This is a genomic window from Cryobacterium sp. TMT1-66-1 (assembly GCF_004403435.1).
GTDB lineage: Bacteria > Actinomycetota > Actinomycetes > Actinomycetales > Microbacteriaceae > Cryobacterium > Cryobacterium flavum.
On sequence record NZ_SOGP01000022.1, the window covers coordinates 126,540 to 142,488 of the forward strand.

Annotated in this window: 15 protein-coding genes and 1 pseudogene; 9 read left to right on the top strand and 7 right to left on the bottom strand. The window is 61.4% G+C overall.

All coding sequences use genetic code 11. The annotated features are described in order from the left end of the window. Positions 1-7: 7 nt before the first annotated feature. The 4 genes from E3T29_RS15755 to E3T29_RS15770 all read right to left on the bottom strand — a co-directional run bounded on the left by E3T29_RS15755 (position 8) and on the right by E3T29_RS15770 (position 5,105). Positions 8-409: a hypothetical protein gene (locus E3T29_RS15755; protein WP_134346492.1), complete on the bottom strand. Its 402-nt coding sequence runs from the start codon at positions 407-409 to the stop codon at positions 8-10. 433 nt (positions 410-842) lie between these two features. Further along, positions 843-1,496 carry a DUF6262 family protein gene (locus tag E3T29_RS15760; protein ID WP_035879849.1) on the bottom strand — a complete coding sequence of 218 codons (654 nt, stop codon included), beginning with the start codon at positions 1,494-1,496 and terminating at the stop codon, positions 843-845. Continuing rightward, complete coding sequence (locus tag E3T29_RS15765) at positions 1,496-4,021, bottom strand: tyrosine-type recombinase/integrase (protein ID WP_134346493.1); 2,526 nt, start codon at positions 4,019-4,021, stop codon at positions 1,496-1,498. The genes E3T29_RS15760 and E3T29_RS15765 overlap by 1 nt, the downstream gene beginning before the upstream one ends. Before the next feature lies 1 nt (position 4,022). After that, on the bottom strand, positions 4,023-5,105 hold the full coding sequence (locus tag E3T29_RS15770; protein WP_166789936.1) for a tyrosine-type recombinase/integrase: 1,083 nt from the start codon (positions 5,103-5,105) through the stop codon (positions 4,023-4,025). A 157-nt stretch (positions 5,106-5,262) separates the two neighbouring features. Here E3T29_RS15770 and E3T29_RS15775 point away from each other — a divergent pair. From E3T29_RS15775 to E3T29_RS15795, 5 genes and pseudogenes are all read left to right on the top strand, one after another. Further along, a pseudogene (locus E3T29_RS15775) lies at positions 5,263-6,081 on the top strand (CpaF family protein); the annotation flags it as partial. Further along, positions 6,078-6,935 carry a type II secretion system F family protein gene (locus E3T29_RS15780; RefSeq protein ID WP_134346495.1) on the top strand — a complete coding sequence of 286 codons (858 nt, stop codon included), beginning with the start codon at positions 6,078-6,080 and terminating at the stop codon, positions 6,933-6,935. The pseudogene E3T29_RS15775 and the gene E3T29_RS15780, both read left to right, overlap by 4 nt. Before the next feature lie 13 nt (positions 6,936-6,948). After that, on the top strand, positions 6,949-7,851 hold the full coding sequence (locus E3T29_RS15785) for a type II secretion system F family protein (protein WP_092341467.1): 903 nt from the start codon (positions 6,949-6,951) through the stop codon (positions 7,849-7,851). Between the two features lie 241 nt (positions 7,852-8,092). Further along, on the top strand, positions 8,093-9,697 hold the full coding sequence (locus E3T29_RS15790; RefSeq protein ID WP_134346496.1) for an ATP-dependent endonuclease: 1,605 nt from the start codon (positions 8,093-8,095) through the stop codon (positions 9,695-9,697). After that, a complete protein-coding gene (locus E3T29_RS15795) occupies positions 9,698-11,380 on the top strand; it encodes a UvrD-helicase domain-containing protein (protein ID WP_134346497.1) in 1,683 nt (560 codons plus the stop codon). A 312-nt stretch (positions 11,381-11,692) separates the two neighbouring features. Here the strand turns inward: E3T29_RS15795 and E3T29_RS15800 are convergent, their stop codons facing one another. Then, positions 11,693-12,139, bottom strand: a complete 447-nt coding sequence (locus E3T29_RS15800) for a hypothetical protein (protein WP_134346498.1) — start codon at positions 12,137-12,139, stop codon at positions 11,693-11,695. Positions 12,140-12,343: 204 nt separating this feature from the next. On the opposite strand from E3T29_RS15800, the gene E3T29_RS15805 reads away from it, so the two are divergent. Further along, positions 12,344-12,745 (top strand): hypothetical protein, encoded by a 402-nt coding sequence (locus tag E3T29_RS15805; RefSeq protein WP_134346499.1) that lies wholly within the window; start codon positions 12,344-12,346, stop codon positions 12,743-12,745. 122 nt (positions 12,746-12,867) lie between these two features. On the opposite strand, the gene E3T29_RS15810 is transcribed toward E3T29_RS15805, so the two are convergent. Further along, positions 12,868-13,077 (bottom strand): hypothetical protein, encoded by a 210-nt coding sequence (locus E3T29_RS15810; protein WP_134346500.1) that lies wholly within the window; start codon positions 13,075-13,077, stop codon positions 12,868-12,870. A gap of 194 nt (positions 13,078-13,271) precedes the next feature. Here E3T29_RS15810 and E3T29_RS15815 point away from each other — a divergent pair, with 194 nt between their 5' ends. Continuing rightward, positions 13,272-13,622 carry a hypothetical protein gene (locus tag E3T29_RS15815; RefSeq protein ID WP_134346501.1) on the top strand — a complete coding sequence of 117 codons (351 nt, stop codon included), beginning with the start codon at positions 13,272-13,274 and terminating at the stop codon, positions 13,620-13,622. A gap of 65 nt (positions 13,623-13,687) precedes the next feature. Here E3T29_RS15815 and E3T29_RS15820 read toward each other — a convergent pair whose 3' ends face one another. Then, entirely contained in the window at positions 13,688-14,191 is a 504-nt protein-coding gene (locus tag E3T29_RS15820) for a hypothetical protein (protein ID WP_134346502.1), read from the bottom strand. Between the two features lie 114 nt (positions 14,192-14,305). Here E3T29_RS15820 and E3T29_RS15825 point away from each other — a divergent pair, with 114 nt between their 5' ends. Together E3T29_RS15825 and E3T29_RS15830 are read left to right on the top strand one after the other, a co-directional pair. Continuing rightward, the gene (locus tag E3T29_RS15825) at positions 14,306-14,818 is read left to right on the top strand and encodes a hypothetical protein (protein ID WP_134346503.1); all 513 of its coding nucleotides are present in this window, start codon (positions 14,306-14,308) and stop codon (positions 14,816-14,818) included. 77 nt (positions 14,819-14,895) lie between these two features. Further along, a complete protein-coding gene (locus E3T29_RS15830; RefSeq protein WP_134346504.1) occupies positions 14,896-15,933 on the top strand; it encodes a DUF732 domain-containing protein in 1,038 nt (345 codons plus the stop codon). Positions 15,934-15,949: the final 16 nt, after the last annotated feature.

Sequence of the window (15,949 nt, forward strand, 5' to 3'; positions counted from 1 at the left end):
CTCCTGGTTATGGCCAGCTGGTCGGGAGGTCACCGCTAGCTACACTCGGGATTACGCCGGGTGTGCCTGGAAGCGCCTGTGGGCTGTCGCCGTCGCGCGCCAAGAATACGATGATTATGTCGCCGACAGATGGCACCTTTCCGGCGCAGTCGGGAATCGAGATTGTGGTCTTAAACCCCACCGCATCACCTTTATAGAGAGTCTGCCCCAAGGTATCGATTGTGACGGCGCGACTAGTTTCATTGACCGAAGTGACTTCAGCGCCATAAACACCATCCGAGGCTTCCAAAGCGTCTTGTGGCGTTGAGTATTCTGAGCAACTACCGGATGCCGTGCAGCCTGTCATAAGAAGTCCAATCAGCACGAGCGACGTCACGCCATGTGCGGTCCGAGTGTCCATCAGCTTCATACCCGCTCCCACCATTTGAAGAATTGGTCCTGAACGTACCAAGCGTTCTACCCCGGCGATACCCCATTAGGAGCACGTCACGAGAAGCGCGCAGCGACATCATTCGCTATATCGAGGGATACTACAACAGATGCCAGGCGGTGAGGTCTTCGCCAGTGGTGAAGTATTCGACGGCTGAGCTCATGAGCACATCCGTACCAAGCCCGCAAGCCGTTCGGCTTGCGGGCGACCCACGGCCTCAAACTGTCTCATAACCGAAGCGCCTCGAAACCCATGCGTTATGAAACTCTCAGGCCCAGCCGGCCTCAAGTGCGCTTTGTCCAAAGTAGGTTGACAAAATATCCGGCTCGCCGATCGCCAGATCTGCGTATTCACCGTGTCCAGGGATGGCAATTTATCCGAACTGGACTGTCACGTGACAGTCAGCGTCGATCTAGAGAGCGGGCGACGACGACGGCTTGGAGGGGGTCGACCTGCTGTTTCTCGGACGTTCGATCGAGACCACACCGCTCGGAAGGTCGCCCGTCGTGAGGGCCTGCGCCAGCGCCAAACGAGCGCCGCCTAGATCATCACGAAGTCGCGCAATCAACAACATCGCCTCATCGAGTTCGCCACGCAGCTGACCGTTGTCCGTTTGCAACCGTTCCATCGTCACAATGGTTTCCACATTGTCAACGCGCGGTGACGCATCCAAGAGCAGCAGCTGTTCGCCCAAGTATCGAGCCCTCCCCGCCTCCAGCTTGGCGACCTTCGCCAAGAGATCTTCGATCTCAGCACGTTGTCGAAGCACCTTGCGCATCAGCGTCGACTTGTCGGCCGAGCGGCCCGCATCCAGGTCGGCCTGGTCGCTCTGAACTAGGAGTTGGGCGGCGGATTGGCGGAGGGTCAGCTGTTTCACTCGGGTGTGGAGCTCGGTGTGGCTATGGATGAACTCGCGAGAGACCCCCGCGGTTCGCGCGACTGCCGCGACCGACACTATGGCGTCCTGATCGGCGAGGGTGTTAATCGCGGCCAGCACGGCTTCTTGTTTGGAAAGCGAGACTCGGGCGTGATGGGCGCGGAGTCCCTCTGTGCTGCTGTTAGTCATCAGGACTCTCGAAGAATCTGTCGCAGGTCGATCCGCCGGCTGGCGGTCGCTCGGCGGCGTATGCCGGCCATGTGGGTGAGCGCACTCTCGATCGCGAGCCGGTCTGGCTCGGGGAGCCCGGCGATGTAAATGTCGATGCCGGCGATGATTCGATCGCAGTCGCTGATGCGGGATGTGTAGTGGTCGATCATGTGGCTGTCGGGAGCGATGATCGAGACCCGCTCGACCTGCGCTTTCAAGTAGAGGCGTTTCGCCGCGAGACCATCTTTTTCGAATGGATCGATGAGGAAGAACGGGCACGATTCGCAAGCGTGCTCCAGAGCGCAGTTGTGTCCGCCCGCTGCGACGTTGCTCGCTTCGGAACAAGTGCCGAGAGAGACGGCGATTTTCCCGAACGCATCGCGTTCCCTGTCGATTACCACCGGTAACCCTAGGAAGTTCAGGCGCCGTGAGGGCAATGCAGAGAGCGCGTGCCGTTGACGTCTGGCTGTGATCCGGAAGTAGCCCATCGTGGTTTCGTAGCTCTTGTGGCCCATCCATCGTTGCAGGTCCTCGGCTTGAAACGTGGATCGACCGTTCTCATCAGTGGCATCCGCATGGCGTTGTGCGAATGCGTGTCGGAAAGCGTAGGGATCGATAGTCGAGAGGTCAAAGTAGATGAGGTTGCCCTCAACCCCTTCCACTTCGCCCGGGAACGGAGCTTCACGCTCGATCACGGAAACGAAGTCGCTCATGCGGTCGACCAGGAAGGAAGCAGATCGCGGCTTGTCCTTGCGGCTTTCGACGGCCGGGAATAGCCAGTCCGATTCGATTTCGTGTTCCTTCTGGATATTCACCCATTCTCGAATTGCATCGTGGACGTCTTGGTGGATCGGCAGCCTGGGCCCAGGCCCGTAAGGGGCCTTCACTCGGTCCCAGTCGAGGTAGGCCTGGCCCGCGCTGTCGTAGCTGATGCAGTCGCGTCGCAGCCGCATAGTCTCGCTTGTACGGCGCCCGCAGCGCTCCTGCATGTAGAGCATCATCTTCGCTTCGAGCGTCCGATAGGGCGTGGTTCGTCTAACGAGATGGAGGTGATCCATCATCCAGTCCACGATTGGTTGAGGAACGAATCGGAATGACTCGTCGCTATCTCTACCGCTTCCGCTTATGGTTCCGGTCGATCGATGACGCGCGGGATCGAGAGTGAAGTTCGCCGGAATCCTCGACCAGATGGGCAGGAATTCGGAGTTGAGCCGAGAGAACGAGAGAACGGCGCGCATAGCGGCGATGTGAGTTCTCTGCGACTGGTCTGATGGCCAGCGGGTCCGTATAGCGGCGACGACGGCGTCGATGTCTTTTCTGCCGAGCGCCGTGGGGGGTGTCCCGCGCTGGCTGAGGATTCGGTCGACCAGGGGCGCGAGCGCAACAGTGTTCTGGACGCGGTTTCTGCCGTGCGGGCCGGCTTCGAGGAGGTAGGAATGGATAGAGTCAGCCCACCAATCCAGACGGAGATGTGTCAGGTCGAAGCTAGCTGTGCGGCTAACTACCTTCACCGAGGGCGTCAGGTCGAGGTCACTGTAAAAGTAGAGCCCTCGGGGGCGGAGCTCGGCACCAAGCCACTCACGCTGAGCTTCGTCGATTCGGACCTGAAGGTCACGGATGAACCCAGCGAAGTTCGTATGGGTTGGTTCAAGCCCGAGCTCTTTTCGTCCCACCACGGTCGCGGTGTTAGAGCGTCTTAATGCTTGGTAGGCGGTGCGGAGCATGAGCGGGAGCATCTGAGTTTGGGCGTCGACGTCGCGTTGCTGGACGGCGAATAGCAGCTCGAGCCGAACGGTGGGGTTCAGCAAGTGGAATGGTGTCGCACCGAGTTCCGCATAGGAAGACGTTGCCTCAGAGTCGAGGGGCACTTCAAAATGATTGTTGAGCCAGAATTCAACGGAGTCGTCGTCGGAGGAAGGCTTTGGTAGCCGCTTTCGCCATTTCCGCCAAGTGCCCTCGTGCGGGTCGCAGAGGCCGCTGGAGTTGTGCGCATCGTGATGACACACCAGAGCAACGCAGCGCGGACGCGGAGGGAGTGGCTTTGGGTTGCGGTCCGCGATCCAGGCCTCTTTTGACTCTTCGCCGGTCTTCTTCCGCCATTGCCAAAACCCACTTCGGTGGGTGGAGCAAAGCCCGGTGGTGAGGGCTGTGCGCTGGCAGTCCAAAATTCCGCAGTCCATCACCCGAGCGTGGCGCACTCGTGGGATCGCAAGCCAAGCATCCAGATCGAACTGTGCACCAGCAATGTCTTTCGCTGCTTTTCGTTCGTTGAAGCAAATCGGGCACAGCTTTGACTGAACTCGCACGTCGCAGCCCGCTTTCGAGCATCGCGATAGAAAGGTGCTCGGATCATCGGGGTCGGGCACGTAAAGCAGTGTCTCGGGGTCGAATTCGCCAGGTCGCCAATCGAGCCGAATGCGCGACTGTAAGTAATCCGTCCACGACAAGCGCGGCCTCGGATTCGGGTGGTTGTCGAGCGGTGGGGCAACTGCAAGATCGGTCACGTCAATCGGCTTTCATGTCGAATCGGCGGGAAGGAAGGGTCATGAGCGCCTGCAGCTTCGCGGCCTCCATGTCGTGCGTGTAGACCTTCGTCGAATCCGCGCTGCGGTGTCCGAGTAGGGCTTGAATAACGGGAGCCGGCTGAGGCTCGCAATCGATACCGCGAGCTAGGCGGGTGGCGAACGTGTGCCGCAGCATATGTGGCCCGGTCAGCGGGAATCCGATCTCGCGCCCGCACCGCTTCACGAGGCTAAGAACCCTCGAATACTTCATGGCATCACCCTGGCTATCACTGGAGGTGTAGAGGTTCACAAGCATGTGCGGCGACGAATCACGACTCCCGAGGATCGCATCGCGCTCGATGACGTAGTCGATGTATGAGTCCACGAGGTGCTGCCGGGTGTACAGCGTGCGGGCCTGTCCCTTTGCGCGAGCGCCGTTGGTGACCGGGTTGTTCATCCGCACGTGAAAGTGCGGATCTCGCAAAGCACAGCCTGAGCTCTTGCTGCCTCCGCCGAGATGCATATCACGGGTGAACAGTGACAGTGCCTCGCCGGAACGTACCCCAGTGAAGTACATGAGATCGATCAAGAACCTGTCGCGTTTTCGCAGGGTGAGCTCTTCCAACCTTTCACGAGGTCCGGCTTCGCTGATCCATTCCTTGCCCAAGTCATCCGTTGAGTCGTGCCGGCTAATCAGACGAGGTGAAGTGACCCGGCGCCTACTTCCATGCTCGCCGCCGCCTGCCGTACCGGCCGCGTAATATTTCACCTCCGACATCTGAGGTACGACCCGGGACGTGATTAGATCCCGACTATCGGCCCACTCATAGAACGCACGCAGTGCGACAAAGGAGATGTCGACCGAGCGTGGTTTCAGGGCTCCATCGGCCGAGAGGGCTCGCCGCCACAGGACCATGTGAGCTAGGGAAGCAGCCCGCCAATCGACCACTGGCGATGTCCAGCTGAGGTAGGCAGCAACGCGACGGCCATAGCTCTTGATCGTGTTGGGTGATCGACCGAGATCCGCGAGCGACGTGAGCCAGGAGGACGCGATATGGAGATCGTCATTTCGGTCGAGGATCACGTAGCGATTAGCTCCGTCAGGGAGAGTCGCGACGTCCAAGTGGTAAGGATGAGCATCTCGCATCGTCCGACCGTAGCGTGCGGCGCCGACATCCGTCATCGACCGGGCCGATATTCATCGGTGCTGACTGTTGATGACGCCTCTTAAGGATGGCTAGATAACCGACGGTTCCCGTCTTCACGTGGTGATCCCCGACATAACGCGCAAATACTGGGCCGTGAATATTCGCAAGTTCACCCGGCGCATCCGCGACCTCAACCAATTGGTCGGGCTGGGTGCGCTCACCCAGCAGGCCGCTGATTTTCTGCGGATCTGCGTGCTCGGCGGGCAGAACATTCTGGTGTCCGGTGCCACGCAGACCGGCAAAACCACGATGCTGAACGCTCTGCTCTCCTCGACCCGGCCAGGCGAACGCATCGTGACCGTCGAGGAAACCTTCGAACTCGATCTGTGGGCGCGGGACGTCGTCGCCATGCAGTGCCGCCAGCCGAGCCTGGAGGGCACCGGGGAGATCACCCTGCGGCGCCTGATCAAGGAGTCGCTGCGGATGCGCCCCGACCGGCTCGTCGTCGGCGAGGTGCGCGAGGCTGAGAGTCTCGACCTGCTCATCGCCCTCAACAGTGGTCTGCCCGGGATGTGTTCGATTCATGCCAACAGTGCCAGGGATGCGCTCGCGAAGCTCTCGACCCTGCCGCTGCTGGCCGGCCGCAACATCGACTCCTCGTTCGTGCTCCCGACCGTGGCAGGCTGCATTGATATCGTGGTGCACTGCGAAATCGACCGGCACGGCCGAAGGCGAGCCACCGAGATCATCGCCCCGAGCGGCCAGCTGGCGGGGTCGACCATCGAGGCGAGCCCGCTGTTCCTCTCGCCGCACGGGCACCTCGAGCCCACCGGTTCGCACCCCACGAAGCTCGCCAAGTTTCGGGCGGCCGGCGTCGACCCTGCGTCGGTGTTGCGGCAGGGGGCCGCATGACTCTCGTACTGGGGTGCCTGCTGGGTAGCGGTCTCGTGCTCGTTCTCGCCCCGTTCCTCTGGCCGGCCGGATCCACGCCCAAACGTGCCGGAGTGGGGGAGCGGATGCGGGTGCGCCTGGTTCAGGGCGGCCTGCGGTCGGTGCCGGTGCCGGCGTTCCTGGCGCTGTCTGCGATCGCGGGGGTGGCATCCGCTGCCCTGGTGCACGGAATCTTCGCTGTTCTCGCGCTCAGCGCGGTCGCCGGGCTGGTCGGGCTGCTGCTGCCGTGGCTGATCGTGTCGTGGCGGGCGGCGGCCAGGCGTCGCGCCAACCGCACGGTGTGGCCCGACGTCGTCGACCATCTGGTGTCGGCTCTGCGCTCCGGGCTGGCGTTGCCCGACAGCGTGAGCAGCCTCGCCCAGGCCGGACCGCCGGCGACGCGCACCGCGTTCGCGCAGTTCGAGCGTGAATACCGCGCCACCGGCAATTTCACGTACTGCGTTGACGAGCTCAAACGTTCCCTCGCCGACCCGGTCGCCGATCGCATTCTGGAAACCCTGCGGATGGCGCGAGAGGTCGGCGGAAGCGACCTCATCCTCGTGCTGCGCAGCCTCGCCGCCTGGCTCAGGCAGGATGCCGCGGTGCGGCTCGAGGTGGAAGCCCGCCAATCGTGGGTGGTCAATGCAGCCCGCCTCGGCGTCGCAGCTCCGTGGATCATTCTGGTTCTGCTGGCCTCCCGCCCCGAAGCCGCCATCGCCTACAACTCGCCGGCTGGCATCGTGGTGATCGCGAGCGGCCTGGCCCTGTCTGTCATCGCCTACCGAGTCATGATCGCCCTCGGACGTCTGCCGGAGGAACGCCGATGGTTTTCGTAGGCGGGTGTCGTCGATGAGCGCCGCCCTGAGCTCGTCTGCCCTGAGTTCGTCTGCACTGGGCTGGGCCGTACTGTGCGGTACCGGCCTCGGGGTGGGGTTGTGGTCGCTCGTGAGCCTGACGCCGCGGCTGACCCGGCCCCGACTGATTGACCGCGTGGTGCCCTACATCCTCGATATTTCCCCGGAAGCGCGCCACATTGTGGCCCGGCGAACGGTGAACCCGCTTCCCGTGCTCGGCAGCCTGTTCGCCCCACTGTTCGGCGCGCTCACTCGGGGGCTGTCGAGTCTTCTCGGCGGCAGCGACACCGTTGCCCGGCGTCTGCACCAGTCCGGCTCGGCGAAAACTGTCCTGGAGTTTCGCTCCGTGCAATTGGTCTGGGCGTTGCTCGCGTTCGCTGTTGGAACGGTGGTCACCATCGTTGCCCTGCCCGAACTTTTGCTGCCCGCCCGTCTGGTTGTACCGTTCGTTGCAGCGATCGGCGGGGCGATGCTGCGGGATTGGCTGCTCCAGCGCGCAGCGACCGCACGCTTGGCGCGCATGCGCAGCGAACTGCCGACCATTCTGGAATTCCTCACCCTGTCCCTGTCGGCAGGGGAAGGCATCCTGGACTCGATCCGCCGGGTGTCGCGTACGAGCTCGGGGGAGCTGTCGCGAGAATTCGCCGGGGTCGTCGCCGACGTGCACATCGGGGTGCCGATCGGGGCGGCGTTGCAATCACTGTCGCGCAGCATCCAATTGCCGGAGGTGACCCGGTTTGTCGACCAGGTTACCGGTGCACTCGATCGTGGGTCGCCGCTGGCCGAGGTGTTGCGAGCGCAGGCGCAGGACTCCCGCGACCAAACCAAGCGCACACTGCTCGAGCTGGCCGGCAAGAAAGAAGTCGCGATGCTCGTGCCGCTGGTACGGGGATCATGATGCAAATTTTCAGGCTCTATTTTCTTTGAAGCTATCAAGCATCCGGTGAACAACCTTGATCACAAGGCGGGTGAAGTCTGAACTTATAGCCAAATTGGCCGGGATCGTCGCGAATGTGATACTGGGCTATGCCCAAATGTGAAGTGCATCTGACTATCCCCGCCCATGGATATCTTCTAGATGCCCGACAACATGGAGCAGCGCTCCAAAATTTTGGCCCGCAGGATTGCGAAGCGGACGTATGAAGCTCACAAGACTTAAGGTAGAGAATTACCGTCGGCTCGCCGATCTTCAAATTGAGGTGCGGGAGCATCTCGTGTTGGTGGGTGCCAACGACGTTGGCAAGTCGTCGCTCCTGCGTTGCCTCGAGTTTTTGCTCGGGGCGAGCACGGCTCAGCTCTACTCACAGATCAGCATTGATGACTTCAGAGATTCTGATCAACCTTTCGTGATCGAGGCGATGCTTGCGGATTTCACAACGGCTGACCAGGCCCTTTTTCCCGACGAGATTCACCATGACCCTGCGACGGCGTCATCGCGACTCATCATTCGGCTGACGGCGACGGTCGATGAAAGTGAGACTGTGACGATCGAACGTGCGGCACCTGAGGGTGGCACGGGACGCCAGCTGTCGCGTGACCAACTTGTGGGGCTAGGTTGGAAGTTCCTCAGCGCGACCGCTCAGACTCGGGACTTGCGAGAGGATCGTAAATCCGCCCTCGACGACATACTCAAAGCTGTCGACCTCGGGAGTGAAAAGGAAAACTTTGAGGCGATCGCTACCAGCCTCGCAGCCACGCTGAGTGATTCAAAGACGCTGAAAAAGCTGCGCAATTCACTCGCCGGCCAGCTCTCGAAAGCACTGCCCGAGAAGATCGATCGGGACGACCTTTCGTTCGTTCCCGGAGCCGCCGCTGACGATGATCCGCTCAGTGATGTGCGTCTTCAGGTAAGCAAGAATGGTGTTGCGCATGACCTCTCCGCGCAATCCGACGGAACCCGAGCGCTATACGCGATTGCGCTCTACGACCTCATGAGCGTCGGAGCCAATGTGGTGGGTATCGACGAGCCCGAGGTGCATCTACACCCGACGAGTCAGCGCAGCCTCGCGCGACTGCTTAAGAGCAATCCAAATCAAAAGATCATCGCGACTCATTCATCGGATATTGTCAGCGCGTTCGAAGCCGATTCTATAGTCGTTGTGCGCGCAGGCGGCGAGGTCGTTCAGCCCGCGGCAGGATTTTTGTCCGCAGACGAGAAGTTGGTCGTGCGCTGGTGGGTGCGCGATCGCCTCGAGCCGCTTACATCCCGTCGGGTGCTCGCCGTCGAAGGGCCGTCGGATCGGATCGTCGTTGAGCGCGCTGCCGATCTCACCGATCGCAATCTCGACCGCCTCGGCGTCTCGATCGTCGAGGCGGGGAGTAAAACTGCCATGCCGTCCGTCGAAAAGCTTTTCGGAACGACGGGATTCCGCGTCCCCCTCTCTCAGCTCGTTGACGAGGATGCCGAAGCCAGCACGGCCAAACGCCTCGGCGTGGCTGAAGCAGATCTACCCAGTCACTCCGTCTGGGTCTCGCGGATCGATTTGGAAGACGAGTACGTTCGGGCAATCGGTGCATCGGCAGTGTGGTCTGCGTTGCATGCGTCAACAATGTTCACCCCGAACCAGCTCAAAGCCTGCGCCGCAAGCGGCGCCGACGGCGCCTACACGGATCAAGATGTCGCTGGCTTCTGCCGCCGATACAAAGTCGAGGCGGCCATTGTCATTGCGGGTATGCTGACCGAGTCGACTGCCGTGGCGATCACCAGTATCGAAAACATTCTGCAAGAGGCGGCGAGCGTTTAGGTGTTCTCCCCAACACCAAAACAGCGAGAAATCCGAGACTATCCGGCTCTAGATCTCCTCATCGTCGCGCCCGCTGGATGCGGGAAAACTGAAGCGCTCGCCCTCCGCATTCAGGGCCTACTGACCCGAGGGGAAATCTCCGCGCCACAGAAAATCCTCGTCACCACGTTTTCCAACCGTGCACGGGACAACCTAAAGGAGCGGCTCAAGGCGTATTTGCCTCCGTCCATTATGAGAGATCGAGTGAGTGTCGCGAACTTCCACGGGCTCGCGGCGCGATTAATCAGGGCGCATGCAAACGTGATCGGTCTTGACCCTGAGCTGACGCTCCCCGAGAGCGATTGGGTTTCCGAACAACTCCGTACTCGCCGCGCTTCTTGGGACGATCAAGGCCAAGTGAAGGCCGCGCTTCAGAAGACAAAGCAGCAAGCGCTCACCGATGACCAAGTCGAGGTAGAACTCGAACGTTTGGGAACCGGCATGGCCCTAGACATCGAGCAGTTGAGGAAAGTGGAAGGCCGGCTGACTTACGACGACCTTCCACGACTGGCCGAACTCATACTCAGCAACGAACACGTAGCCGCGCTATACGTCGCGCATTTTGGCGCTGTCGTCGTCGACGAATATCAGGACCTTACTCCCCAGCAACTTCGTATTGTGAACTACATCGGTTACGGCCGGACGACCTATGCCGGCGACCTGGCGCAGGGCATCTATGGCTTCGCAGGTGCTGCCCCCTCGGAAATCGATAGCGCAGTCCGCGATGAATGCGCCACTGTTATTGAGTTCTCCGAGTCGCACCGATCATCCCCGGCCGTGATCAACATGGTGAACTCCCTGGCGTCGCTCACGGCGGGCCAGGCGCTCACGTGCGCCGACCCTACAACGTGGCCATCCGGCGGCCTGGCCGGGTCGGTATCCCACAGGAGTGCCGATGCGGAGGCTGCTTGGATCGTGCAGATCGCGCGCGCTCTTCTCCGCCGCGCCCCCGGTCAACGGATCGGGGTGATCGCTCGCACAGGACCGCGTCGCCGATTTGTCGACGAGGCAATCGCTCAAACTGACCTCCCACATTTCAGATGGGACGACGGGGTTCTTGATACGGACACGGCCAAGCTGATCAAGGCCATGCTCGCCAGATTCGATCTCGCAGGGTATTCGGGTGCCTCGGACAAAATGGCGTTCCTCCGCAAAGCAGCTGGCATCGAAACGATCGCGGACGTCGATATCCTGAAGGGTACCGTCGACGCGCTCGGATGGGTGGACGACCTGCTAAACGCTTCGGTCAGTCCGCAGGACATCCGTGGCCGCATCAAGATCGGCGACGAATCCACCCTTATTACGAGCGCGGGAGTTCACCTGCTGAGCGGCCACGTCGGGAAAGGGCAACAGTTCGACTGGGTTGTAGTGGTCGGTGTCGAGGAAGACTTCATTCCGTTTTCAATGGCGGCTACGCCGGACCAAATCACGGAGGAGGCGCGGGTCCTGTCCGTCATGGTATCCCGCGCCCGGCACGGAGTGATCTTGAGCCGAGCGACTTCCGTTCCAACAAATGCTGGGTACGCACGGGCGCGACAGCCGTCTCGATTTCTCGCGCAGATTGCTTCTAGCAATCCGCTAAATGCGGCCGACCTCGTCACGTGGTTCCGGGAGGCGGACTGGGACGCGATTTCGGTCCGCTGAGGATTGTCAAGCCCTGGGTCTAATGGAGGTCCTTGATCACCCGGAAAGTCTAGGGCCCGGCGATAACTCTGCGCGCAAGACGCGGTTGATGCCTGGTGGTATCGCCGCTCGACATGTTTGACTGCACGCTCATGGTGCTCATGACGGGAGGAGCCAAGTAGACGGCCCCCCAACAGAAATATTTCGTGGCCCCGAGCGCGCTGGCGGCCACATCGATCAGTGGCCTTGAAGGTCAATAACTGTGGCCCCAGACACACGAGTACTCAGGTTGCGAACGCCTCGGGGTAGCGCCGATCTCAGTGTCGAGTTTTGCTAATTGAACTCGCCCATTTGGCGCAGTGTTGCGTCTGCGAAGGCATAACAGAGGGGCTGGAACGACAGAGCCGGCCAATCCCGCCAAGCGCCCTTGAAATTGGTCGTGGTGAACTCGGCCGCAGCCGGCGTGCGTCCCGGTCCGAAGTAGGGCTCGTCGTACCGAGCGAACTGATGAAGGGTCGCGTCAATCGAGTATTCGACCTTGCCGCTATCTGAAGGATATTCCAGCCAGGCATGACCCGACGTCTCGCCGGGACGTCCAGCTTGAACAAAGGTCCAGTCGCCGAGTGCTCGCACTCGGAGCGCCTCTGCAATTGCTATGGAAGCGAACTCGCACCACATGCTTGGCCAGATCGTCTTGAAGTTGCGGCTCGGCTCGTATGGCATGGACAGCATGGCGTCGACGGCCTCTTGCGCTGTCCATTGGGCGGCCTTCCATTCCATCTCTCCACCGTACTGGAGTCCGCCTGAGAGGACTTGTAACTCAGGTCAGTCCACGCGTCAACAAGCGGCCGTGAGCCTGTCCTCAGTTCGAACCTCCGCCGGAGTTGCAGCCCGTACTAGGCGTCCGTTGAGGTTTAGATCGGAAAGGCGCTACTCCGAAGGAATGATCCCGATGCCGCTGTGGAGAGGGGGTACGCTCACCGCATGTTTTACGCAGCACAAAGTGCAGTCGCAACGACCGGAATTCCCACTTCACTGTTGTCGGCCCTCATCGGCGCTCTCGTCGTGGCACTGGCCGGCCTGTTGGGCGCCTTCATTCAGGGGCGGCGGGAACACTCGAAATGGGTGCGCGAGCAGCGGTACACGGCGTACACCGCGTTTGCTGCGGCCGTAGCTCATCTACGAGACGCCATGGAGGCTGAGCAGCCGCTACCTGATGCCGCCGTGATCCACGCCGCGGTCCAGGCGCTGTACATTCTGGGCCCCAGATCCATGAAGGATGCTGCGGTGCGGCTGACGGAAGCAGCGCGCGTCGACACCGGCTATCCGGACGCGCTCAATTCCTATTACGTCGAAGCGAACAGAGTCCTGAACATCGGTCTTTAGGCGTCCTCCATCGCACGGGCATGCAAGGCCGGCCTGGCGAACTGCGAAGTGCTGCGTTTGTGTGCCCAACAGCCGTTCAATAGGAAACAGGTACGGGACTGCGCGCTATCGCGCGCAGTCGGTCACACGGCAACATGTAGCGTGAGCGGCGCCGGCCGGAGAAGGGTGGCGAGCCGAGCCCGCCGTTCTTCGGTGAACGGCGGCGCTGTCGCAAGGTTGCGTGCCACCCACGCGGCTGCTGCCGCAGGTTGCATGATGTTGGCGACGGGTGCCGCGGTAGCGGTGTGGGAAGTTGCGGGCTCAGCAGCGATGTCTGCGGTGATCGTGTCCATACGGTCTCTATGCGCACAGCGCGGAATCGGCTGGAGCGCAGTTGCACACACGCGGGCCCCGGCCCGAATCCCGGCCCGAAGTTCATCGTCGACTCGTAACCCGACCCGTCCTTCCAGCCGATTTTGGTGAGTGCGCATAGAGATCACATGGGGGTCAACCGACCTCCGCTTCTCTATGCATCAAAGGACGCACCATGACTGCTGTAAATCCGACCACCCTGCTCATCGACGTCAGCGGCCGCGCTGACGCGTGCCTCATCGTCATTGACGGCGGCCACATCATTCTCGAGCAGATGGCGCGTGACCGTCCACCGGTGCTCGGCGCCGGCGTCACCGTTCACAGCGGAAGCTTCCGCGGCACCTCAGGGCCCGGGAGTTGCCCAACGTTTGGCCGCAACAGTGTCGTTCTCGAAGTTCGAGACGTGGAGCTGGCCGATGACCTGGCAGAAGAGCCCGGCCAGATTCTCAGGCCGGAAATGAATGAAGAGTGGGCGGCAGCTGTCGAGTGCCGGCATGAGCGCCGGGCAGGTGCTGGGCTGGTGTAGTTCACGCCGGCAGTTTTCGGTGCCCGGCCACCTCCGTCTCCGAAGATGGTGGCCGGGCGTGACGCCTACAGGTACGCGTCCTTGACGCGGCCGTTGCCTTGCACTCGTCCGGCATCGATCATCCCCAGGCGTTTCAGGCTGATGATTGTCTGTGCCGGATTCGAGCCGCCATCCAAGAGGAGGGTATTGCCTCCGGTTGTGATCCGGGTGCTTCTGTTTCGTGCACTGCCAGGTGCCTGGAGGAGGATTAGGGGCACCGCACATTCCCATGAACCGCCGCTCGGTGCACGCCCGCGCTTGGAGGCAAGGAGACGATCACGCTCCCATGTGGGCGCTGTGGCCGGGTCCCAGGTCCCTGCCTCTGTAGCCGCGAGTACCAAGCCCTCTTGCGCTGCCGTCGAGGCTTCCACTAAGAAGTCGTACCGCAGCCCGCCTTTTTCCATGGCTGACGCCGTGGCCGAATACCCGGGGATCAGAGCTTCCATCAACATCTCCGTGCTCTCGCTCAACCAGAGCTCGTTGTCAGTGAGGAGGCCGCAGCAGAAGTAGAGAGGATCGGTGGACGTCATGACCGTCGCATGCGCGGCAGGCCACTGCATTCGGACGGCAGCGCCGCAGTCCTTTCCCCATCTGGGGGTATACAACAGCGATGTGTTCCCTGTCCTCGCCGATACGCTTCGAATATGATTCAGGCAAAAATCGCATGGTCCGGCCGCTCGAAAATACTGGCATTCCTCGTGCTGCTGTTTGCGGTGCTCACGCTGTCGCTCATTCTCCTGCTTCTGACTCAAAGCGCCGGCGACCCAATCATGGTGATCATCTGCGCGCTGGCCACAGCCGGCTTTGTTGTCACAACGCGCCGATCCCGCAAGTTGGACTGGTCATCACCGGAGGAGAGCACACCTCAACTCCCGGTCCCAGGCCTCCTCGCCAAAGCAAACGTTTACGAGCGCATCCTGATTCTCGGAGGTGCCGGCACCTTGGTGATCGGCGGAATTGTTGCCGCTTCGGCGGCCTCCGCTAACAGGGATTCAAGACTCGACAATGAGTTGATGGTCACGCTTGGCGGTTTTAGATTCTTCGATTCCGCGGCCGGTTCCGAGTACACGGGGCTGATGTTTTTCGGGATCGTGCTCGCAATTGTTGGGCTGGTGGCGCTCGGCGCATTCGTGACGATCCGCGCCGCCGCGCGGTAGCTGCGTCATCGACCCGCGCCCACTTTGGGGGTGCCACGCCGGTGCTGTACGCCCAAACGCCCCGATAGGCTCCGAACATGAGCGAACCTGAAAGCGGCCTGGAATACGTAGCCCGGGATCTGGCCCGAGCGTACAAGGCAGTCAGGCGTGTGCTGATTGCAGGCCACCGTCATGTGGCAGCGTTTGAGCTGCGAGTGCTTGGTACGAAACGCCGTCGTTTTCTCGCCAGCGGGCTGACTGTCGTCCTGGTCGTGGCGATCATCGGAACGACCGTGACCGTCAGCACCATCAACGAGCAGAACCGCGCCATTGCCGCAGCTGCTGCGGAAAAGAAGGCGGACCTTGCGGAGGCGGCCGCGAAAGCCGCAGCCGAAGCGAAGGCAGCGGCCGCGAGGAAGGTCGTCGCCGCCAAAGATTTGGCCGATGCGAAAGCGCGATCGGTCACCGTTTCGGAAGACGCAGTTGCGCAATCAGCGGCAGCCGCCGCATGGGGCGACCCCGCTGTACTCGCCGAAATTGAGTCGGCACGCTTGGCACTCCTTGAATCGGCCAAAGGCTCTGATGCCCCCGCGATGAACGCAGCAGCAACCGCAGTAAACACAGCACTCGTAAAGATCGGAACTATAGAGGACTCACAGGACCGGGCATACGCCGCGGCACGGGCGGCTGTCGGCAGGCCCCTCACGGACTCCGGGTACGCCGTAACAACGGCACGCAGCTACTGCACGCAGCTTGACGCCAGCTACTCAGCTGATGTCATGGGTGCCGTCTATCGGTTTACAACGAATTGGAATTCGTCGAGCGAGGATCTGCAGGCGATCGCAATCCTCTGCCCGCAGTATCAGGCTGCTGTTGATGCCGCCATCTTCCAGGTTGACGACGGGAAATACTCTGTTGGCGCTGAGGCGACACCTTTTGGGGTCTCACCCAGAGTGATCGCTGCGGGCACCTACCGGATTGAAAGTGCGTCGGATTGCTACTGGGCCAGGAGTACAAGCAGCGGCGAACTGATCGACAACGATTTCATCAGCAACGCACCAGGCGCGGTGACGGTGCGAATCAACGCTGGCGAGGGCTTTGAAAGCAGTAGGTGCCCGGCGTGGGTCAAGCAGTAGCTAACCGGACTGGGTT